At 72.1% G+C, this 20,277-nt stretch carries 16 protein-coding genes; 7 read left to right on the top strand and 9 right to left on the bottom strand.

What is annotated here, in order from left to right; all coding sequences use genetic code 11:
• Positions 1-3: 3 nt before the first annotated feature.
• Positions 4-1,545: a GMC family oxidoreductase gene (locus tag ACZ6YG_RS00930; protein WP_148030124.1), complete on the bottom strand. Its 1,542-nt coding sequence runs from the start codon at positions 1,543-1,545 to the stop codon at positions 4-6.
• Positions 1,546-1,693: 148 nt separating this feature from the next.
• Between ACZ6YG_RS00930 and ACZ6YG_RS00925 the strand changes: the two genes are divergently transcribed.
• Complete coding sequence (locus tag ACZ6YG_RS00925) at positions 1,694-3,229, top strand: long-chain-fatty-acid--CoA ligase (RefSeq protein ID WP_466016840.1); 1,536 nt, start codon at positions 1,694-1,696, stop codon at positions 3,227-3,229.
• 102 nt (positions 3,230-3,331) lie between these two features.
• Entirely contained in the window at positions 3,332-4,141 is an 810-nt protein-coding gene (locus ACZ6YG_RS00920) for an alpha/beta fold hydrolase (RefSeq protein ID WP_148030122.1), read from the top strand.
• On the opposite strand, the gene ACZ6YG_RS00915 is transcribed toward ACZ6YG_RS00920, so the two are convergent.
• From ACZ6YG_RS00915 to ACZ6YG_RS00900, 4 genes are all read right to left on the bottom strand, one after another.
• Positions 4,142-5,401 (bottom strand): class I SAM-dependent methyltransferase, encoded by a 1,260-nt coding sequence (locus tag ACZ6YG_RS00915; protein WP_466016839.1) that lies wholly within the window; start codon positions 5,399-5,401, stop codon positions 4,142-4,144.
• A gap of 4 nt (positions 5,402-5,405) precedes the next feature.
• On the bottom strand, positions 5,406-6,755 hold the full coding sequence (locus ACZ6YG_RS00910) for an FAD-binding oxidoreductase (RefSeq protein ID WP_271279376.1): 1,350 nt from the start codon (positions 6,753-6,755) through the stop codon (positions 5,406-5,408).
• Between the two features lie 129 nt (positions 6,756-6,884).
• Positions 6,885-7,868: an NAD(P)-dependent oxidoreductase gene (locus ACZ6YG_RS00905; protein WP_466016838.1), complete on the bottom strand. Its 984-nt coding sequence runs from the start codon at positions 7,866-7,868 to the stop codon at positions 6,885-6,887.
• Complete coding sequence (locus ACZ6YG_RS00900; protein WP_378525325.1) at positions 7,865-9,415, bottom strand: serine/threonine-protein kinase; 1,551 nt, start codon at positions 9,413-9,415, stop codon at positions 7,865-7,867. The genes ACZ6YG_RS00905 and ACZ6YG_RS00900 overlap by 4 nt, the downstream gene beginning before the upstream one ends.
• Positions 9,416-9,567: 152 nt before the next feature.
• Between ACZ6YG_RS00900 and ACZ6YG_RS00895 the strand changes: the two genes are divergently transcribed.
• A complete protein-coding gene (locus ACZ6YG_RS00895; protein ID WP_271279198.1) occupies positions 9,568-10,689 on the top strand; it encodes a CaiB/BaiF CoA transferase family protein in 1,122 nt (373 codons plus the stop codon).
• Between the two features lie 71 nt (positions 10,690-10,760).
• Here ACZ6YG_RS00895 and ACZ6YG_RS00890 read toward each other — a convergent pair whose 3' ends face one another.
• Positions 10,761-11,990 carry an FAD-dependent monooxygenase gene (locus tag ACZ6YG_RS00890; RefSeq protein ID WP_466016837.1) on the bottom strand — a complete coding sequence of 410 codons (1,230 nt, stop codon included), beginning with the start codon at positions 11,988-11,990 and terminating at the stop codon, positions 10,761-10,763.
• 91 nt (positions 11,991-12,081) lie between these two features.
• On the opposite strand from ACZ6YG_RS00890, the gene ACZ6YG_RS00885 reads away from it, so the two are divergent.
• The gene (locus tag ACZ6YG_RS00885; RefSeq protein ID WP_466016836.1) at positions 12,082-12,609 is read left to right on the top strand and encodes a TetR/AcrR family transcriptional regulator; all 528 of its coding nucleotides are present in this window, start codon (positions 12,082-12,084) and stop codon (positions 12,607-12,609) included.
• On the opposite strand, the gene ACZ6YG_RS00880 is transcribed toward ACZ6YG_RS00885, so the two are convergent.
• On the bottom strand, positions 12,606-13,058 hold the full coding sequence (locus ACZ6YG_RS00880) for a GyrI-like domain-containing protein (RefSeq protein WP_148030114.1): 453 nt from the start codon (positions 13,056-13,058) through the stop codon (positions 12,606-12,608). The genes ACZ6YG_RS00885 and ACZ6YG_RS00880 overlap by 4 nt on opposite strands.
• Before the next feature lie 98 nt (positions 13,059-13,156).
• On the opposite strand from ACZ6YG_RS00880, the gene ACZ6YG_RS00875 reads away from it, so the two are divergent.
• Complete coding sequence (locus ACZ6YG_RS00875; protein ID WP_219550663.1) at positions 13,157-14,596, top strand: GuaB1 family IMP dehydrogenase-related protein; 1,440 nt, start codon at positions 13,157-13,159, stop codon at positions 14,594-14,596.
• Here ACZ6YG_RS00875 and ACZ6YG_RS00870 read toward each other — a convergent pair.
• Positions 14,586-15,218: an SDR family oxidoreductase gene (locus tag ACZ6YG_RS00870; protein ID WP_466016835.1), complete on the bottom strand. Its 633-nt coding sequence runs from the start codon at positions 15,216-15,218 to the stop codon at positions 14,586-14,588. The genes ACZ6YG_RS00875 and ACZ6YG_RS00870 overlap by 11 nt on opposite strands.
• A gap of 67 nt (positions 15,219-15,285) precedes the next feature.
• On the opposite strand from ACZ6YG_RS00870, the gene ACZ6YG_RS00865 reads away from it, so the two are divergent.
• Positions 15,286-15,660 carry an FKBP-type peptidyl-prolyl cis-trans isomerase gene (locus ACZ6YG_RS00865; RefSeq protein ID WP_148030111.1) on the top strand — a complete coding sequence of 125 codons (375 nt, stop codon included), beginning with the start codon at positions 15,286-15,288 and terminating at the stop codon, positions 15,658-15,660.
• A gap of 498 nt (positions 15,661-16,158) precedes the next feature.
• The gene (locus ACZ6YG_RS00860) at positions 16,159-17,685 is read left to right on the top strand and encodes an ATP-dependent DNA ligase (protein ID WP_466016834.1); all 1,527 of its coding nucleotides are present in this window, start codon (positions 16,159-16,161) and stop codon (positions 17,683-17,685) included.
• Here the strand turns inward: ACZ6YG_RS00860 and ACZ6YG_RS00855 are convergent.
• Positions 17,675-19,600, bottom strand: a complete 1,926-nt coding sequence (locus ACZ6YG_RS00855; protein WP_466016833.1) for a hypothetical protein — start codon at positions 19,598-19,600, stop codon at positions 17,675-17,677. The two genes, ACZ6YG_RS00860 and ACZ6YG_RS00855, sit on opposite strands and share 11 nt — an antisense overlap.
• Between the last annotated feature and the right edge of the window lie 677 nt (positions 19,601-20,277).

The raw sequence follows: 20,277 nt of genomic DNA, 5'->3' as shown, positions 1-20,277 counted from the left end.
CGATCAGCTTCCGGCGATCAGGTCGGCCGCCTTCTCACCGATCATCACCGCCGGGGCGTGGGTGTGGCCCCGGTTGAGGGTCGGCATGACGGAGGCGTCCGCCACCCGCAGCCCCGCCACGCCGCGCACGCGCAGCGACGGGTCCACGACCGACGCCTCGTCCACGCCCATCCGGCAGGTGCCGACGGGGTGGTAGAGGGTCTCGCCGCGTTCCCTGATCCACTGGGCGATCTCCTCGTCGCTCTCCGGCATGGTGTACGGGGGCATCGGCCCGCCCGCGTACGGCTTCATCGCGTTGGTGGCGAACACCTGCTTGGCCGTCTTGAGCCCGGCCGTCAGCCGTTCGACGTCGACGCCGGCGCTCAGGTAGGCGGGGTCGACCACCACCTCGCGGCCGTTCAAGCCGATCCTGCCCCGGCTCTCGGGCTGCAGCAGCACGACGCCGACGGTCAGCCCGTGGCCGGTGGGCGGGGTGAGGCCGTGGTCCTTGAACGGCACCGGGGCGTAGATCAGCTCGATGTCGGGGGCCGGCTCCTCCGGGGAGGTCCTGATGAAGGCGACCGCCTCGCCCACGTTCGAGGTGAGCATGCCGGAGCGGAACACCAGGTAGCGCAGCAGGTTGGCGACGGACTCCGCCCTGGTGAGCGTGACGGGCTTGGTGCAGGAGACGAAGGCACCGGTGGACAGGTGGTCCTGGAGGTTCTTGCCGACCTCGGGGAGGTCGCGCACGACCGGCACGCCGGCGTCGCGCAGTTCGTCGCCGGCCCCGACGCCGGAGCGCATGAGCAGGTAGGGGGAGCCGATGGCGCCCGCCGACAGGATGACCTCGCGCCTGGCCCTGATCTGGGCGCCGCCGCTGTGCTCGATGCCGGTGGCGCGCCCGTCCTCGATCGTGATCCGGTCCACGGGGGCCTCGGTGATCACGGTGAGGTTCGGCCGGGGCAGCGCGGGGCGCAGGTACGCGTCCGCGGCGCTCCAGCGGCGGCCCCGGTCCTGGGTGACGGGGGTGGGGCTGTAGCCCTCGTTGGACGGGCCGTTGAGCTCGTCCAGGCGGCGTAACCCGAGCTCCTCGCAGGCTTTGAGGAACGCGGCGGTGGTGACGTTGGGGCTGCGCAGCTCGGAGATGAGCAGCGGGCCGGTGGTCCCGTAGACGCCGCCGTGGTTGCTGCCGACGCGGCGCTCGGCCCGGTGGAAGTACGGCAGCACGTCCTCGTACCCCCAGCCGGGGATCCGCCACTGGTCGTAGTCCAGGGCGCAGCCGCGCACCCACATCTGGGCGTTCAGCGAGGAGGAGCCGCCGAGGACCCGCCCGCGCGGCCAGTAGAGCTCGCGCCCGGCCATCTCGCCCTGCTTCGCGGTGGTGAAGTCCCAGTCGTACGGGGTCTTGAAGAGTTTGGGGAACCCGAGGGGCATGCGGATCTCAAGCTTGTCGTCCTGGCCGCCGGCCTCGACGAGCGCCACGGACACCGCGGGGTCGGCCGAGAGCCTCGCCGCCAGCACGCACCCCGCCGAACCGGCTCCGACGATCACGTAGTCGTACTCCATGGACCCCTCCCAGGGGCGAGTAACTTGTTACTTGCTTACTCCAGCGGCGGCATCGCGTCCATACGCATCTGTAACCTGAGTTACCTACCGGTTGGTATGCCCCCGCTGCGAAGATGTGGCCGAAGGCCCAACAAGGAGGGAAGGCGTCATGCTCAACCTGTCGATCGTCCTGGAAGACAGTGCCAGGAACACTCCGGAGAACACGGCCGTCGTCTTCGGCGACATGCGGCTGCCGTACTCCATGATCGACACCGTGGCCAACCAGGTCGCGAACCTGCTGGTCTCGCGGGGCATCGGCAAGGGCGACAAGGTCGCGATCGCCTGTCCCAACCTGCCGTACTTCCCGTTCGTCTACTTCGGCATCCTCAAGGCCGGGGCGACCGTGGTGCCGCTCAACGTGCTGCTGCAGTCCAGGGAGATCACCTATCACCTGGACGACAGCGACGCCAAGGCGCTGTTCTGCTTCGAGGGCACGCCCGAGCTGCCGCTGGGCGAGCGCGGCCGGGCGGGGTTCGAGGGGGCCGAGCGCTGCGACCACTTCTTCGTCCTGCCGGCCACGCCGCTGGCGACCGAGTCGGAGTACGGTGAGTCGGTCTGGGCGGCGCTGAACGGCATGTCCGGCGAGTTCGCGACCGTGCAGACCTCGGCCGACGACACCGCCGTCATCCTCTACACCTCGGGCACCACCGGCCAGCCCAAGGGCGCCGAGCTGAGCCACCAGAACATGCTGATGAACGTCATGGTCAACGACAAGATGTTCCCGCGCTCGGAGAACGGCGACACCTACATGGGCGTGCTGCCGCTGTTCCACTCCTTCGGGCAGACGGTGGTCATGAACACCGGGTTCATGCGCGGCGCCAAGCTGGTGCTCATGCCGCGCTTCGAGCCGGGCGAGGCGCTGGAGCTGATGCGCCGCGAGGAGGCCACGTTCTTCGCGGGCGTGCCGACCATGTACTGGGCCATGCTCACCAAGATCCACGCCGAGGGCGCTGAGCCCCCGGCCACGCTGCAGGTCGCGGTGGCGGGCGGCTCCGCCTCCCCCGTCGAGGTGCTCAAGGACTTCGAGCAGACCTTCGGCATCGGCATCCTGGAGGGCTACGGCCTGTCCGAGACCGCCCCGGTGGCCAGCTTCAACCAGCCGGGCCGCCCGGCCAAGCCCGGCACGATCGGCACCCCGATCTGGGGCGTGGAGATGAAGCTGATCGACAACGACTGGAAGACGGTCGAGGGCGAGGGCCCCGGCGAGATCGCGATCCGCGGCCACAACATCATGAAGGGCTACTACGGCCGGCCCGAGGCGAGCGCCGAGGTGATGCGCGACGGCTGGTTCCGCACCGGCGACATCGCCACCCGCGACGCCGACGGCTACTACTCGATCATCGACAGGGCCAAGGACATGATCATCCGCGGCGGGTTCAACGTCTACCCGCGCGAGGTGGAAGAGATCCTCATGACGCACGAGGCGGTCTCGCTCGCGGCGGTGGTGGGCGTGCCGCACGACTCCCACGGCGAGGAGGTCAAGGCGTACGTCATCCTCGACGCGGGCGCGAGCCTCACCGAGGACGAGCTCGTCGCCTGGGCCAGGGACAACATGGCGGCCTACAAGTACCCGAGGATCGTGGAGTTCCGCGACGCGCTGCCGATGACGGCCACCGGCAAGATCCTCAAGCGCGAGCTGCGCTGAGCCCCGCAGGCCCCCTTCCGGAGGGAGGGGGCCCAGGAGCGAAACGCTTTCCCCCGCGTCCGCGATCTGTTCGTGTACGGCTCACGAACATCGGAGGATCGCATGGAAGCTGGCACGCTCGCCGTTCCCGGCGCCGAGCTGTACTACGAGCTGCGCGGGTCCGGCCCGGTCCTGCTGCTGGTGAACGGCGGCGAGGGGGACGCGGGCGCGTTCGCGCCGCTGGCCGCACTGCTCGCCGACCACTACACCGTGATCACCTACGATCCGCGCGGCAACTCGCGGAGCCGGCTGACCTCCCCGATCGGCGAGCAGCGCATCCCCCAGCACGCCCGCGACGCGCACCTGCTGCTGCGCGCGCTCTGCCGGGAGCCCGCCTACCTCTTCGGCACGAGCTACGGCGGCATGGTCGTGATGGACCTGCTGGCCGCCCGTCCCGAGCAGGTGCGCGCGGCGGTCGCGCACGAGCCGCTCCTCATCGAGCTGCTGCCCGACGCCGACCGCTGGCACGCCGCCTTCCAGGAGGTGTACGAGACGTACGAGCGGGAGGGCGCGCCGGCGGCGGTCCGGGCGCTGAGCGCCCTGCTCGGCGTCGCCGCGCCGCCGGAGGCGTCGGCCGGGCTGCCGCCTCCGGTCGCCGACATGCTGGCGCGGGTCCAGGCCAACATGTCCTTCTGCGTGGCGTACGAGCTGCGGTCGTTCGTCCGTTACGTGCCCGACCTGGAGGCGTTGCGGGGCGGCAAGTTCACGCTGGCCACGGGCGGCGAGACGGGGTCCACCGTCGGCCACCGCACCGCCCTCGCCCTCGCCGAGGAGCTCGGGCTGGACATCGCCGGCTTCCCCGGCGGGCACGTGGGTTTCCTCACGCACCCGGCCGAGTTCGCCAAGACGTTGTACGAGGTGCTGGAGAGCTGATCAGGGCCAGTCGCGGGACGGGCGCAGCGGCATGCCGGAGCGCCCGTGGTCATCCAGCTTGACGCCGAGCACCTGGTGGAGCTGGATCTTGTTGCGCTCGAAGCCGACGATGCAGCCCGCCATGTAGAGGGCCCAGACGCGGGCGGTGCCCATGCCGACCTCCTGGACCGCGTCCTCCCAGTTGGCGTCCAGGTTGTCGCACCAGTGGCTCAGCGTCTTGGCGTAGTGCTCGCGCAGGTTCTCCTCGTGGCGGATCTCGAAGCCGTTGTCCTCCATCTGCCTGACCAGGTAGCCGACCGACTCCAGCTCGCCGTCGGGGAAGACGTAGCGGTTGATGAAGCCGCCCTTGTTGAACGTCTTCTCCTTGCCGGTGGGCCGGGTGATGCAGTGGTTGAGCAGCCGGCCGCCGGGCTTGAGCTTGCCGTTGAGGAAACCGAAGTAGGCGGGCAGGTTGTCCTTGCCGATGTGCTCGGTCAGGCCGATGGAGCTGACGGCGTCGAAGTCGCTCTCGGTGACGTCGCGGTAGTCCATGTGGCGGACCTCGGCGAGGTCCTGCAGCCCGGCCTCGGCGATGGCCTTCTGCGCGTACTCGGCCTGCTGGCGGCTGAGCGTCACGCCGAGCGCCTTGACGCCGTAGTGCTGGGCGGCGTGGATGACCATGCCGCCCCAGCCGCAGCCGACGTCGAGCAGCCGCATGCCCTCCCGGAGCCCGAGCTTGCGGGCCACCAGGTCAAACTTGGCGAACTGGGCCTCCTCCAGCGTGGCGTCCTCGGAGGGGAAGGTGGCGCAGGTGTAGGCCATGGAGGGGCCGAGCACCCACGAGTAGAACCGGTTGGACACGTCGTAGTGGTGGTGGATGGCCTCGGCGTCGCGCTGCTTGGCGTGGCGGGAGCCCAGCCTGGCCAGCGCGCTGGTGCGCACCTCCTGCGGCGGCACAGGGACGCGCATGAGCAGCGGCTTGAGCCCCAGCGAGCGGACCGCGGCGACCTTCTCGGCCGGGGTCAGGTCGTTGGTCGTGATGTTCCACATCCGGTCGAGCAGGGTGTAGAGGTCGCCGTGCACGTCGATGTGGCCCGACACGTACGCCCGGGCCAGCCCCAGCTCGCCGGGGGCCTGCGCCAGGTAGGCCACCGCGATGGGCGACTTCACCTCAAGGGTGACGTCGGCGCCGTCGGGTCCCGCCTTGCTGCCGTCATACGCCATGAACGCGATGCCGGCGTCCGTGCCGACGATCTTCTCGAAGATGGACGCGAGAGCCATCACATCACCTTCCCCGCACACACTTGTCGTACAGATCAAGCAGGCGGCCGCTCGGATCGTATTCCCGCTTGACCGGCCAGTAGGTGTCGCCGTTGTACAGCCGCCAGAACTCGTCGCGGCCGTAGAAGGACGTCGAGTAGAGCGACTTGTGCCCGTCGAGCTCGTGCACCGCGTTCTCGATGAGCCGGTTGTGGTGGCCGTCGAACCGCCCCCGCGGCAGCGGCACCATGCCCCAGAAACCGAAGTTCACGTACAGCTTCCCGGGCTCCAGGGGGTAGAGCGGCCAGCGGGAGCTCGCCCGCAGCGGGCACATCCAGACCGGCGTCATGCCGACCTCGCCGTGGAAGAACTCCAGGAACTCCGCGCCCCGCTCGACCGGCACCTCGACGTCCTGGATGACCGACTCCTGCACCGGCCGGCCGCGCCAGCGGTCGATGCGGGCGGTGACGCCGTGCTTGCGGTCGAGGGCCACGAGCCTGCGGTAGACGTCGGAGCGCATCCAGCGGCGCGGCATGAACGTGCGGACCATCGGCTGCTGCACGCCGAACGCGCGCGAGCACCAGAACCAGTCGGTGTCCCAGCGCCACAGGTAGTCGCGCACGGTCAGCCAGTCGCGGCCGCGCTGCCGGATCGACTGGTAGTAGATGCGCATGCCGGTGTAGTCGGAGGTGTAGGGCGCCCGGTCGGCGAAGCGGCCGACGGTGAGGTAGAGCTCCTGCGGGCCGAAGAAGACCCCGTCGACGAAGTCGACCGGCTCGCCGTCGTGCTCCATGCTCTCGCAGATCTCCTGCATGGCCAGCATGCACTTGTCGGCGTCGGTGAACCTGACGTGGGTGAGCCGCACGTACGGATGGACCTTGCGCAGCTTGATGCGCAGGCGCAGCGCGTAGCCGAGGGTGCCGTAGGAGTTGGGGAAGGCCCGGAAGAGGTCGTGGTGCTCGTTGTCGTCACGGGCGACGATGACGCGGCCGTCGCCGGTGAGGATCTCCAGCTCCTCGACCGACTCGTGGGGCAGGCCGTCGCGGAAGCTGGTCGACTCGATGCCGAGCCCGGTCACGGCCCCGCCCAGGGTGATGGTCTTGAGCTGGGGGACGACGTACGGCATCAACCCGTGGCGGAGCGTGGCGTCCACGAGGTGCTCGTAGGTGGTCATGCCCTGGACCTCGGCGGTCATCGTCTCGGGGTCGACGCTGATGACCTCGTCGAGATCCCTGGCGGAAAGCCCGGCCGTCTTGCCGGAGTCGCGGAACCTGAACAGGTTGGACGTGGCCTTGGCCAGGCGCGGCGCGGCGTCGCCGGGAATCTCGGCGTAGGAGCGCCGGATGTGCTCCACTGCCCGTCGGTGTGTCGACATCGTCGTCTTCACGCAAGCACCCCCTGGAGCCGGCAGAGATCGTCGACAGAACGTTATCTCTCCGGGACAACATGGAACAGACCGGGGGCGTTAAAGACACGAAAACTGTTCATCGTGCCAGCTACAAGCCTAAGAAGCCGGTGATTCCGAGTATTTCCGCGTAATTGGCTGACAAACGCCATTCACCACGTTGACGACTTCGCGGCCCTCGACGGCCGCGCTTAGGTTGTCCAGCGTGACGGTCATCAGGCGGCCGGTGGCCTCCTGGGTCACGCCGGCGACGTGCGGTGACAGCAGCACTCCGGGCAGCTCGCGCAGCGGGTCGCCGGGAGGCAGCGGCTCGGCGTCGAACACGTCCAGCGCCGCGCCCCCGAGATGCCCCGAACGCAGCGCCGCCACCAGCCCGTCCTGGTCCACGACCCCGCCCCTGGCGGCGTTGACCAGCACGGCGCCCCGCTTGAGCCGGCGCGGGTCGATCAGGCCGCAGGTCTCCTCCGACAGCGCGATCACCACGACCACCACGTCACTGGTCTCCAGCAGGTCCTCCAGCGCGGTGTAGCGGGGGTCCTCCCGGGGCGTGCGCGTCCAGTAGGAGACCCGGCCGCCGAACGCCCCGAACAGACGGGCGCACGCCTCCCCGATCGGCCCGTAGCCGACCACGCCCACCCGGGCGGCCCCCAGCTCCCGTGGCTGGAGCGCCTGCTGCGGCCACTCCCCCGCGCGCACGGCCGCGTCGGCCGCGGCCAGCTTGCGGGTCACCGCCAGGGCGGCGGCCACGCACCACTCGGCCACCGCGCCCGCGCTGACGCCCGCCGTGTTGGCGACCGGCACGCCGGCGGCGGCCAGCGCCGCCAGGTCGTGGCCGTCGACGCCGACCGAGGGCTGCTGCAGGAACGCCAGCCGGGGCGCGGCGGCCACGGCCGCGGCGTCCAGCGTGAGCTCGCCCGTCCAGTCGCCCAGCACGATCTCCGCCTCGGGCAGCGCGGCCAGCAGCGCCGCGCGGTCGCGCGTGGCGGGCGCGCGCACGCTCACCCGGTCGCCGAGCGGGGCGAGCAGCCGGCGGATCAGGTCCACGGGGAGCGGCGGGAGCGCCAGCAGGTTCCAGGGCGTCATGCGCCCACCGTAAAGCTCTCCATCACCTGGCGCATCAGGCCGGTGTTGCGCTGCCACTGCGCCTCGGTGAAGGTCCAGGACAGGATGTAGGCGGTCTCGCCGATCGTCACGGCCCGGCGCACCTCGTGGTACTTCATGCCGGGCGCGGCCCACGGCGTGCCGCCGCCCGCCTCGGCCACCCAGGTGAACTCCCACTCCACGGCCTTGGCGCCGTTGTGGCTGACCTTCCTGAGTCCGGCGTCGCGCAGGACGCCGGCGCCCCCGGCGGACTTGAACGCCTCCTCCTCGTCGCGCAGGAGTTGGTGCGGGTCGAGGCTGGCGTAGACGGCCTCGACGGCCAGGTGACCCATCCGGTGCGGGTGCGTCCACTCGGCGTGGTGCTCGCCGCGCGCGCCCTTCCAGCCGGCCGGCCGCTCGATCGACCAACCGGCGGGCGAGGTCCAGGCCCGCACCACGGGCCTCGTCCTGGTCGGGGCGGGCGTCGGCGCGAGCGTGGAGCTGGCCGTCGGCGTCGGCGTGGCGGACGGCGGGGCGCTCGGCATCGGGCTGGTCGCCGCGGCCCGCTGGGCGAGCTGCGCGGTGCCCTCCGCCGGTCCGGCGGACCTGAAGTACGCGACGGCGCCCGCCGCCACGACCACGACGGCGGCCGCGGCGGCCGCCACGACGGCGCGGCCGAGCCCGCGTGACACGCGAGGGCCGGGCGCGTCCCGGTCGGCGGCGGCCGGCCTGGCCTGGAGGACGGCGTCGAGCAGCTCGTCCGCCTCCTGGGCGGTCACCCGCTCGGCCGGGTCCTTGCGCAACAGCCCTTGGAGCACCGGGTGCATGATCGGCGGAATGCGCCGGTAGTCGGGCTCCTCGTCCAGGATGGCCTTGAGCGTGTCCATGGGCTCGCCGCGTTCGAACGGCGAGCGGCCGACCAGCGTGGCGTAGAGGGTGGCGCCCAGCGACCACAGGTCGGAGGCCGGGCCCGCCTCGGTGCCGCGCACCCGCTCGGGGGCCAGGAATCCGGGCGAGCCGGTCACCATGCCGGTCTTGGTGAGCGATGACTCGCCCTCGGCCGTGGCGATGCCGAAGTCGGTGAGCACCGCCCGGCCGTCGTCGGTGAGCAGCACGTTGCTCGGCTTCACGTCGCGGTGCAGGATGCCCTGCCCGTGCGCGGCGACGAGCGCGGACAGCACCTGGCGCCCGACGTCGGCGGCCTGCCGCACCGGCAGCGCGCCCATGGTCGCCACGACCTCTTCGACGGACGGGGCGCGCACCAGCTCCATGATGATCCAGGGCCGCCCGTCCTCCTCCACCACGTCGTACACCGCGACCACGGACGGGTGGTTGAACTGGGCGGCGGTGCGGGCCTCCCGCGCGGTGCGGACGAGCTGACGCTCCTGGTCGGCGTCGGGCAGGCCCGCGGGCAGCACCACTTCTTTGACCGCGCACTGCCGGTCGAGCAGCGTGTCGTGGCCTTCCCAGACCACGCCCATCCCACCGCGGCCAAGCGCGCGTACTAACTCGTAGCGCTTGGCGATCAGCCGGCCGCTATCCGCATCCATGTCCTACCCCTGTTGACCACCCGAATAGTGGGCAAGTTTCCCATACCTCACCTGCCTCTGAGGGGTGGTCAGGAAGGCGTCTTGCCAGAGCACACCGAATATTGTTCTACTTGGGTGACTGTTCGCCTGCCGGTCATGAGAAGGAGACGCCGATGTCGAACGCTCGTCAGGGTCCGCTGTCCGGGGTTCGGGTGCTGGAGCTGGCGGGGCTGGCACCAGGTCCTTTCGCCGGGATGATGCTCGCCGACCACGGCGCCGAGGTGCTGCGGGTCGACCGGGTGAAGGCGGTCTCCGACCGGCCGCGCACCGACGTGATGGACCGCGGCAAGCGCTCGGTCGGGCTGGATCTGAAGTCCCCCGAGGGCGTGGCCGCGTTCAAGGAACTGGCCCGGCACGCCGACGTGGTGATCGAGGTGTTCCGGCCGGGCGTGGCCGAACGGCTCGGCATCGGGCCCGACGACCTGCACGCGGTCAACGAGCGGCTGGTCTACGGCCGGATGACCGGGTGGGGCCAGGACGGCCCGCTGGCGCCCACGGCGGGGCACGACATCGACTACATCGCGGTCTCCGGCGTGCTGTCGATGCTGGGCCGCGAGGGCGGCAAGCCGACCCCGCCGATCAACATCCTGGGCGACTTCGCCGGCGGCGGCCTCATGCTCGCGTACGGGGTGCTGCTGGCGCTGTTCGAGCGGGAGCGCACCGGCCTGGGACGGGTGATCGACGCCGCCATGGTCGACGGGGCGGCGATCCTGTTCGCGATGTTCTACCAGGGCGTGAGCAGCGGCATGTGGGGGCCGCGCGGCACCAACCTGCTCGACACCGGCGCCCCCATGTACGACACGTACGAGACGGCCGACGGCGGCTACCTGGCGGTGGGATCGCTGGAGCCGCAGTTCTGGGAGGCGATGGTGTCCCTCATGGGCCTGTCGGACCTGCCGGACCGCAACGACCAGGCGCAGTGGCCGGCGCTGCGGGCGCGGCTGGCGGAGGAGTTCCGCAAGCGGACCAGGGCCGAGTGGGAGGCGGTGTTCGAGGGCTCCGACGCGTGCGTGTCGCCGGTGCTGTCGATGGACGAGGCCCCCGCGCACCCGCACAACGCGGCCCGGCGCAGCTTCGTCGAGGTCGGCGGGCTGAGCCAGCCGATGCCCGCGCCCCGGCTGCTCGGCGCGCCGGACCCCGATCTGGCCCCGGCCACCCGGCTGGACGACCTGTCCGCCTGGGGCATCCCGGCGGAGGCGGCGGAGAAGCTGCGCGCCCAGGGCGTGCTCGGCTGAGCGCGGGCCGCGCGCGCGAGCCGGTCGTCGAAGCGGCGTGGGCGCGGCACCGCTCCCCGGGTCGCGCTTGGTCAGGCGCGGGCCGTGCCGCGTGCCGTCTCGTACGGTGAGTAGTCCTTGAGAGTGACGGCGTCGTGCAGGCGCGCGCTCCTGCCGCCGAGCCGGCCGGCCGCCCTGATGACCGCGTCCGGGATGTGGTCGAGCACGCGGGCCGCCTGGACGAGCGCCCAGAGGTCGAACCGGCCGCCGGGGACGAGCCGTTTCGCCATGCCGAGCGCCAGGTCGCGGCTGCCGCGCACGTACGCGCCGAGTTCGGCCTCGTACGCGGGGAACGCCCGCGCGGGGTCGCCGCCCGCCGCGGCGAGCTCGCCCGCCAGCACGTACGCGCCCACCACGGCCAGGCTGGTGCTGCCGCCGACGGCGGGCCCCGGGCAGTAGCCGGCGTCGCCGACGAGCGTGACGCGCCCGCGCGACCAGGTGTCCATGCGCAGCTGCGTGATGCTGTCGAAGTAGAACGCGGGCGTGGTGTCCAGCTCGGCCAGCAGCCGGGGCACCTCCCAGCCGAGGCCGGCGAAGTGCTCGCGCAGCAGCTCCTTCTGCCTGGGCACGTCCCTGTAGTGGTAGTCGAGGGGCTCGCGGCTGCGGAAGAGGAAGACGGCCCGCGCGTCCGGCAGGTGGGCCGCCGAGTACAGGCCGATGATCCGGTCGACGGCCGAGACGCCTTCCATGCGCCCTTCGAGGCCCAGGTAGTTCGGCACGGACGCCACCGCCAGGTAGGCGCCGATCCAGGTGGCGAAGCGCTCCTCGGGGCCGAACACCAGGCGGCGCACGTTCGAGTGCAGCCCGTCCGCGCCCACCACCAGGTCGAACCGGCGCGACGGCCCGCGCTCGAACGCCACCTCGCCGTCCTCGCCGATGGCCGTGATGGAGTCGTCGAAGACGTACTCGACGTCGTCGCGGCCGGCGTCGTAGAAGATCTCGCCCAGGTCGTCGCGCATGATCTCCACGTGCCGCTCCGAGAACGCGGCGATGAGCTTCCCGGTGCTCATCCGCACCGGGCGGGACCGGCCGGGTACGTGGAAGGTCAGCAGCTCGGTGCCGGTCTTCCTGGCCCTGATCCGGTCGAGCACGCCCATCTTGGCGGCGATGTCGACGGCGGGCCGGAACAGGTCGACCGCGTGGCCGCCGGTCTTGCGCAGCGCGGGGGCGCGTTCGACGACCGTGACGGTGAACCCGTAGCGGGTGAGCCAGTAGGCGAGGACGGGGCCGGCGACGCTGGCGCCGGAGATGAGGACGCGCATGGACATCCCTCCTTACTTACCGGATGGTAAAACACCGGCGACGGCCGCCACAAGGGCTTACTTAACGATAGGTAAGGATTAGGGTTGATCCATGGCCAGGCCGAGTGACACCAGGGCGCGCATCCAGGCGGTGGCGCGCGAGCTGTTCGTGCGCCAGGGCGTGCAGAACACCAGCCTGCGCCAGATCTCCGACCGGCTCGGCATCACCAAACCGGCCCTCTACTACCACTTCTCCTCACGCGACGATCTGGTGCGCAGCATCGTCCAGCCGCTCGTCGACGACATGGAGCGGTTCGTGGCCGGCCGGCAGCCCGGCGGGGATCCGCGCGAGCTGCTCGACGACTACTTCGACATGATCTGGCGGCACCGCGAGGTGATCGTCATGGTGGTGCGCGAGCTGTCCGTGCTGTCCTACCTCGACCTGGGCAAGCGCATGATCGAATGGCGGCAGCGGCTCGTCGCCCTGCTGCTCGGCGACGACCTCACCACCACCCAGCGCATCCGGGCCACGATCGCGCTGGGCGGCCTCGCCGACTGCTCGGTCGAGTACGCCCACCTGCCCGTCGATGAGGTCAAGCCGACGGCGGTCGAGGTCGCGGCCGCCGCGCTCGGTTTCTAGACCGCGACGTAAAGGTCGACGCCCCCCGGGTGGTGCACCTCCACGTCGGTGGTGAACGCCCTGGCCGGCGTGCCGCCCGACTCGGTGTGCTTCCACACCTGCTGCCAGGCCTCGACCAGCGCCTGCGGCATCGGGCCGCGCGCCTCCACCTTGATCGTTCTGGCGGCCGGCACCCGCACCGCCACCATGCCCTCAGGCAGCCGCGGCACCGTGCGCACGGCCGTGCCGACGATCTGCGTGTAGGCGCCGTGATGATCGCTCTCGTAGTCGGTGAGCACCGCGTAGAGGTTCTCCCCCACGCGGTTGGGCACGTGGGCGAAGGCCCCCGGAGCACCGGCCCGCTGCCACAGGACCGGCAGCTTCGCCCGCGCCTGGTCCATTTCGTCGGCGTTCGTGGTGCGTACTGCGAATCCGACGACGATCATCTCGTCCCGCTCGGTGACGTCCACACGCCCTCCCTCCCCCATTGAGCATCCCGGCCGATCATAAGCCCCCGAGAAAGGGGGAAATGTTTGGTAGAAGCAGTCACCTCATAAGATGGATGAACGTGAAATTTCTCAACGGCATGGCGCCGCCGTACGACCTGACCTACAGCGACGTCTTCATGACGCCGTCCCGCTCCTCCGTCGGGTCCCGGCTCGAAGTCGACCTGTCCACGCACGACGGCACCGGCACCACGATCCCGCTCGTCGTGGCCAACATGACCGCGGTCGCCGGACGGCGCATGGCCGAGACCGTCGCCCGCCGCGGCGGCATCGTGGTGATCCCCCAGGACATCCCGTTCGACGTCGTCGCGGACGTGGTCGACTGGGTGAAGAAGCGCGACCTCGTCCACGACACGCCGCTCGTGCTCACCCCGCACGACACCGTCGGCGAGGCGCTGCAACTGCTGCCCAAGCGCGCGCACGGCGCCGTCATCGTCGTCGACTGGGAGAACCGCCCCGTCGGCGTGGTGACCGAGGCCGACTGCCAGGGCGTCGACATGTACACCCAGCTCGCCCAGGTGATGTCCAGCGAGCTGCTCACGCTGCCCGCCGGGCTCGCCCCGCGCGAGGCGTTCGACCGGCTGCACGACGGGCGCCACCGGCTGGCCCCCATCGTCGACGAGTCGGGCCGCCTGGTCGGCATCCTCACCCGTACCGGCGCGCTGCGCGCCACCCTCTACCAGCCGGCCGTGGACTCCCGCGGCAGGCTGCGCGTCGCCGCCGCCGTCGGGGTCAACGGCGACGTGGCGGCCAAGGCCAAGGAACTGCTCGAAGCCGGCGTCGACTGCCTGGTCGTCGACACGGCCCACGGGCACCAGGACAAGATGGCCACCGCGCTGCGTGCGGTGCGCGCGCTGGGGCCGCACGTGCCCGTCGCGGCCGGCAACGTCGTCACCGCCGCCGGCGTGCGCGACCTGGTCGACGCGGGCGCCGACATCGTCAAGGTCGGCGTCGGGCCGGGCGCCATGTGCACCACCAGGATGATGACCGGGGTGGGCCGGCCGCAGTTCTCCGCCGTGCTGGAGTGCGCCGCCGAGGCGCGCAGGCTCGGCCGCCACGTGTGGGCCGACGGCGGCGTCCGCCACCCCCGCGACGTGGCGCTGGCCCTGGCGGCGGGGGCGGCCAACGTGATGGTCGGCTCGTGGTTCGCCGGCACGTACGAGTCGCCGGGCGACGCCCACACCGACGCCGACGGGCGTAAGTACAAGGAGAACTACGGGATGGCGTCCGCGCGCGCCGTCCGGCTGCGCACCGCCGACGACAGCCCGTTCGACCGGGCCAGGAAGGCGCTGTTCGAGGAGGGGATCTCCACCTCGCGCATGTACCTGGACCCGCGCCGGCCCAGCGTGGAGGACCAGATCGACGCGATCGTGGCCGGGCTGCGCTCCGCCTGCACGTACGCGGGGGCGACCACGCTGGAGGAGTTCCACGAGCGCGCCGTCGTCGGCGTCCAGAGCTCCTCGGGCTACTCGGAGGGCATGCCGGTCCACATCAGCTGGTGACCCTCGTCGTCACCCGTACGGTCGTGCCGGTGACTGATCTGGCGAGGTCGCCGGCCAGGAAGACGGCCGCGCCGGCCGCCTCCTCCGCGGGCCGCTTCCCCCCGGGAGGCGGCCCGCCGAGCGCGATCGCGTTGACCCGGATCCCGCGCGGCGCCAGCTCCACGGCCAGCGTCGCGGTGAGGCTCTCCAGGGCCGCCCTCATCGCCCCGTACACCGCCGCCCGCCGGGCCTCGCCCGAGCTCACGTTGATGATCGCGCCGCCCGCGCGCATGAGCGGCAGCATCCGCCGGATCAGCTCCGTGACCTGGCCGAAGTGCTCCTCGAACACCGCCCGCTCGTCGCGCGCGGCCGGCTCGTCGAAGCCGCCGGCGCTCGTCACCAGCACGTCCACCCGGCCCCACCGGTCGGCCACCGCCCGCGCGAACACCTCCGCCGCCATCGCGTCGCCGGGCCTCACCGTCATCGCCAGATCACCCCGCGGCCGGTCACGGTCGCACGCCGCCACCCGCGCCCCGAACGCCGCCAGCGCCTCGGCGATCGCCCGCCCCGCCCCGCGCGCCGCCCCCGCGACCACCGCCACGCGCCCGTCGAGCAGGATCGCGTCGGGTGTCGGGGCGGTCATGGAAGCCGACGATATCCCGACCGCGTAGAGTCGTCGGGTTCATTGCCATCGTCAACAGGAGCACTTCGTGGCACTCTCGAAGCCGGAGATCGACTTCCCGGGCGGCAACCCGCCCGCCGACCTGGAGATCGAGGACATCGTCGTCGGGGACGGTCCCGAGGCCAAGCCCGGCCATCAGGTCAGCGTCCACTACGTCGGCGTCGCCTTCTCCACCGGCGAGGAGTTCGACGCGTCCTGGAACCGCGGCCAGGCGTTCCAGTTCCCGCTGGGCGGCGGGCGTGTGATCGCGGGCTGGGACCAGGGCGTCGCCGGCATGAAGGTGGGCGGCCGCCGCAAGCTCGTCATCCCGCCGCACCTCGGCTACGGGAACGCCGGTGCGGGCGCCCGCATCAAGCCCGGCGAGACCCTCATCTTCGTCGTGGACCTCCTCGGCGTCAGCTGACCCGCCGACCCCCCGGCTCCCGGCCCACCCGCCGGGAGCCTACGTCCTCCACCCGAAGCTTCACGACATCACCCGCCGGGCTATTCACCACGTCCCGGGCACGACCGCCGCGGTCCTCCCGCCACCGCGCACGTCCCCGGCCCCAGCGTCCGGGCACGACCGCTGCGGTCCTCCGGCCACCGCGCACGTCCCCGTCCTCCGCGTCCGGTGACGCCTCCTCAGTGCCCTATCCCCCGGTGTCCCGACTCCGAGCAGACCGCCAGGATCCCCCACATCCCCGGCTCCCCGCGTCCGGTGATGCCACTCGCCACCTCGGAGCCTTCTCCCCCGGGTCCACCACATCCGCCCGAGATCCCGACTCCGGGTACGTTCGCCGGGGTTCTTCCCGGGGTCGGTGAGGTGCTTCTTTTCTTCTCGTACGGGATTCGCGCGCCCTTCCGGGGGGCCGAATCGAAGGGGGATTGCGGAAATGTCGTGGTGGTGAGGCACGATAGCGGTGTGCTACTGATCGACGTGGTCCGGGTGTCCGAGGCGGTGGCGCGCACGCCCGCGCGGCTGGGGAAGATCGGCCATCTGGCCGAGCTGCTCGGCCGGGTCGGCCCGGGTGAGGCGGAGATCGCCATCGCCTACCTGTCGGGTGAGCTGCCGCAGCGCCAGATCGGCGTGGGCTGGCGCTCCCTCCAGGACCTGCCCGGCCCGAAGCTGGCCGCGACCGCCACGCTGACCGACGTCGACGCCCTGCTCACCAAGATCAAATCGGTGTCCGGCCAGGGCTCACAGGCCGCCCGCAAGGCGCTGGTGCACGAGCTGTTCGCCGGCCTGACCAGCCAGGAGCAGACCTTCATGCTCAAGCTGCTCGGCGGCGAGCTGCGGCAGGGCGCGCTCGACGGCGTGATGATCGAGGCGGTCGCCAAGGCGTCCGGGGCGCCCTCGGCCGACGTGCGCCGGGCGCTCACGCTCCGCGGCTGGTTGCCCGCGGTCGGGGCGGCGGCGCTGGCGGGCGGCGTGCCGCGCCTGAAGGAGTTCCGGCTGGAGGTGGGCCGCCCGGTCTCGCCGATGCTCGCCGGCAGCGCCCCCGGCGTCGCCGCCGCCCTGGCGAAGGCGGGCGCCCCCGCCGCGCTGGAGTGGAAGCTCGACGGCATCCGCGTCCAGGCCCACCGCTCGGGCTCGGAGGTCAGGGTCTTCACCCGTACCCTCGACGACCTCACCTCGCGGGTCCCCGAGCTGGTGGAGGCCGTGCTGGCGCTCCCCGTGGAAGACGCGGTGCTCGACGGCGAGGTGATCGCGCTCCGCCCCGACGGCCGCCCGCACCCCTTCCAGGTGACGGCCGCCCGCACCGGCAGCAAGATCGATATCGATCGCCTGCGCGCGGAGACGCCGCTGAGCGTCTTCTTCTTCGACGCGCTCCGGGTCGAGGGCGCCGACCTGCTCGATCTTCCGTACGCGGCCCGCCAGGAGAGGCTCGCGGCCACCGTTCCCCCGCCGTTGCTCACCCCGCGCCTCGTCACCGCCGACGTGGCGGAGGCGGAGCGGTTCTTCGCCGAGGTGGTGAAGGCCGGCCACGAAGGGCTGGTGGTCAAGGCGCTGTCGTCCCCCTACGCGGCCGGCCGGCGCGGCGCGGGCTGGATCAAGGTCAAGCCCCGCCACACGCTCGACCTGGTGGTCCTGGCCGCCGAGTGGGGTCACGGCCGCCGCGAGGGCAAGCTGTCCAACCTCCATCTCGGTGCCCGCGACCCGGAGACGGGCGGGTTCGTCATGCTCGGCAAGACCTTCAAGGGCCTGACCGACGAGCTGCTCGCCTGGCAGACGGAGCGTTTCCTGGCGCTCGCCGACGGCCCCGCCACGGAGTGGACGGTCCGCGTCCGTCCCGAGCTGGTGGTGGAGGTCGCCTTCGACGGCGTGCAGCGGTCGCCCCGCTATCCGGGCGGCATGGCCCTCCGCTTCGCCAGGGTCCTGCGCTACCGCCCCGACAAGCGCGCCGAGGACGCCGACACGGTCGAGACGGTCCGCGCCCTCATGATCTAGTACGCAGCCGCACAGGCCCGAAGAGGCCGCTGACGCGCTGGCCGGCGAAGACGAAGTGGGTGGGGCTGACCTCGTCGAGATAGGGCCCGAGCGTGCCGAGGACGAGGATCTCCACCACGTTGTCGCCGTCGTCCAGGTCGACGTCGAAGGCGTACGGCGAGCACACCCTGATCCCGCACGGACGCCCGTTCACCGTCACCTCCGCCGTGCCCCTGACCCTGCCGAGGTCGAGCACGCCCGGCCCGGAACGCGCCGTGACGGTAGTGCGGTAGCGGACACCGCCGCTGTATCCGGCGAGGCCGCGTTCCTCCCAGTCGCCCAGCCGCATCCGGCCCGGTCCGCAGGTGAACCGCACCGGGCCGGTGAAGGCGGCTCCGCCCTGGGCTCCCGGAGCCGTGACGGCGTGCAGCTCGACCGCGCCGTCCTCCGTCCAGCGCGCCCGGGCCCCGCCGGCCTCGACGCCGCTCGCGCCGGGCGGCGCGTCCACGACGAAGACCTCCGTACGAGGGCGCGCGCCCGGCACGGCGAATCCGGCGGGCAGCGCGACCGGGCGACCGTCGAGCCAGCCGGCCTCCGGCAGCGGGTGGGGGCGGGGCCAGAGGTGGAGGGCGGGAGGGTCGCCGTGCTGGCGGCGCCGGACCCGGACGTCCCCTGACCATCCGGGGCCGGACACCGCCAGCCCGTCCACCAGCACCCAGCCGCCGGACTCCACGCGGACCGTGTTGGCGCCAGGGTGCAGCAGGTGCGCGACGTCGTAACGGCGCACCCTGGGGATGTCCGCTTCCGCGTACGGGTCGAAGCCGCCCTGCCTGCCCGCCTCCCGCCCGTTGACCAGGACCCGGCAGTACGCGGTCGAGGCGACCTGGAGCAGCTCGTACGGCCCGTCCCCGAGGTTGACGGTGGTCTCCAGCGGCGTCCCGGCGATCCACTCCGGGACGGCGGCGTCGGCGGGATCGGCGACCAGGCAGACGTAGGCGCGCAGGTCGAGCTCCTCCTCCGGCGTCAGCCGCAGCTCCAGCAGGTGCTCACCGGCCGTGACAGGCGCCGCCGTCACGGCGGCGTAACCCCGGTCGTCCAGCGGGATCCGCTCGCCGTCGAGCCACAGAGCCTTCTCCGCCCCGGCCCCTACCGCGAGCCAGGCGGGCCGGCCCTGCGGCACGGTGAGCAGGGTACGGAAGCGTGCCTCGGCGCCCGCCGTGACCCTGCCGAAGGCGAGGAACTCGGCCGGCACCCGGCCCTTGGGGCCGAGCGTGTCCCGGTGCACGGGATCCTTGCGCAGCCCCCGGGAGAGCGACCACACCGACGGGGTCCAGGGGCCGTCGCCGACCCGCTGCTCCCCCCGGGGCCCGAACGTGACGTGCACCGCCTCCCCCTCCGGCGTCCGCAACGTCCAGCGCTCGACCGTCGCGCCGCCGCCGAAGTCGTGCCAGGTGTCGTCCAGGGTGGGGACCAGTTCGACCTCCCAGTCCTCCCCGAGATCGGTTTCGACCGGGTACGGGGGAGCGTCCGGCACGGGCTCGGCCGGGGTGCCGTCGAACACGAGCAGCGCGGCGGGGCCGTCGTCGAACGGCACCACGACCTCCACGGCGTCCCCGTGGCGGGTGTGCGGGAGCGGGCGTGGCTCACCGCCGTCGAAGAGGCGGGCCAGCAGCGGCGTGCCCGAGACGCCCCTGACCGTGATCCGCATGTCGCGGGCGTACCTGGCGGGGTCGAAGTCGATGACGGCGTCCAGCCAGCCGAGGTCCACACCGCGCTCGTCGGGCCGGCCCACGCTGATCCTGCTGGCCATGGGGTGTGCGGCCGTCAGGAACACCAGCGTGGCGTCGCCGGTCTCACGCACCAGCGCCGGAACCGGCGCCTCGACCCGACGCTGCAACTCCGCCAGCGCCTCCCCCAGCCCGGCAGGAGTCGCCACACGACGAACCCCGCCCACGTCGGAGAAGAGCCCCCAGGATCGCGCGGAACCGTCCGCGCCCGTACCGGAGGAGACGCCCTGAGATCCGGCCGAGGCCGCCGCGGGAGCGGCGCCCGTACCGGAGGAGACGTCCTCGAACCCGGCCGGGGTCACCGCAGGAGCCGCCGTGCCCGTACCGGAAGAAACATCCTGAGATCCGGCCGAGGCCGCCGCAGGAGCGGCGCTCGTACCGGAGGAGACGTCCTGAGATCCAGCCGGGGTCGCCGCAGGAGCGGCCGTGCCCGTACCGGAGGAGACGTCCTTGAACCCGGCCGGGGTCGCCGCAGGAGCCGCCGTGCCCGTACCGGAAGAAACATCCTGAGATCCGGCCGAGGCCGCCGCAGGAGCGGCGCCCGTACCGGAGGAGACGTCCTCGAACCCGGCCGGGGTCGCCGCAGGAGCGGCGCCCGTACCCGTACCGGAAGAAACATCCTGAGATCCGGCCGAGGCCGCCGCAGGAGCGGCGCCCGTACCGGAGGAGACGTCCTTGAACCCGGCCGGGGTCGCCGCAGGAGCGGCGCCCGTACCCGAAGAGAGGTCCCGAGATCCGGCCGAGGCCGCCGCAGGAGCGGCGCCCGTACCGGAGGAGACGTCCTTGAACCCGGCCGGGGTCGCCGCAGGAGCGGCGCCCGTACCCC

This window comes from Nonomuraea sp. NPDC054003 (assembly GCF_055585125.1).
This window is presented reverse-complemented; position numbering and strand designations above follow the sequence as displayed.

Coding starts and splice junctions, on each gene's coding strand:
- ACZ6YG_RS00890 (WP_466016837.1), bottom strand. CDS start 11,990: ATGCGCGTCCTCATCTCCGGCGCCAGCGTCGCCGGCCCCGTCCTCGCC.
- ACZ6YG_RS00910 (WP_271279376.1), bottom strand. CDS start 6,755: ATGTCGACACACCGACGGGCAGTGGAGCACATCCGGCGCTCCTACGCC.
- ACZ6YG_RS00925 (WP_466016840.1), top strand. CDS start 1,694: ATGCTCAACCTGTCGATCGTCCTGGAAGACAGTGCCAGGAACACTCCG.
- ACZ6YG_RS00900 (WP_378525325.1), bottom strand. CDS start 9,415: ATGGATGCGGATAGCGGCCGGCTGATCGCCAAGCGCTACGAGTTAGTA.
- ACZ6YG_RS00920 (WP_148030122.1), top strand. CDS start 3,332: ATGGAAGCTGGCACGCTCGCCGTTCCCGGCGCCGAGCTGTACTACGAG.
- ACZ6YG_RS00930 (WP_148030124.1), bottom strand. CDS start 1,545: ATGGAGTACGACTACGTGATCGTCGGAGCCGGTTCGGCGGGGTGCGTG.
- ACZ6YG_RS00895 (WP_271279198.1), top strand. CDS start 9,568: ATGTCGAACGCTCGTCAGGGTCCGCTGTCCGGGGTTCGGGTGCTGGAG.
- ACZ6YG_RS00905 (WP_466016838.1), bottom strand. CDS start 7,868: ATGACGCCCTGGAACCTGCTGGCGCTCCCGCCGCTCCCCGTGGACCTG.
- ACZ6YG_RS00915 (WP_466016839.1), bottom strand. CDS start 5,401: ATGGCTCTCGCGTCCATCTTCGAGAAGATCGTCGGCACGGACGCCGGC.
- ACZ6YG_RS00885 (WP_466016836.1), top strand. CDS start 12,082: ATGGCCAGGCCGAGTGACACCAGGGCGCGCATCCAGGCGGTGGCGCGC.
- ACZ6YG_RS00870 (WP_466016835.1), bottom strand. CDS start 15,218: ATGACCGCCCCGACACCCGACGCGATCCTGCTCGACGGGCGCGTGGCG.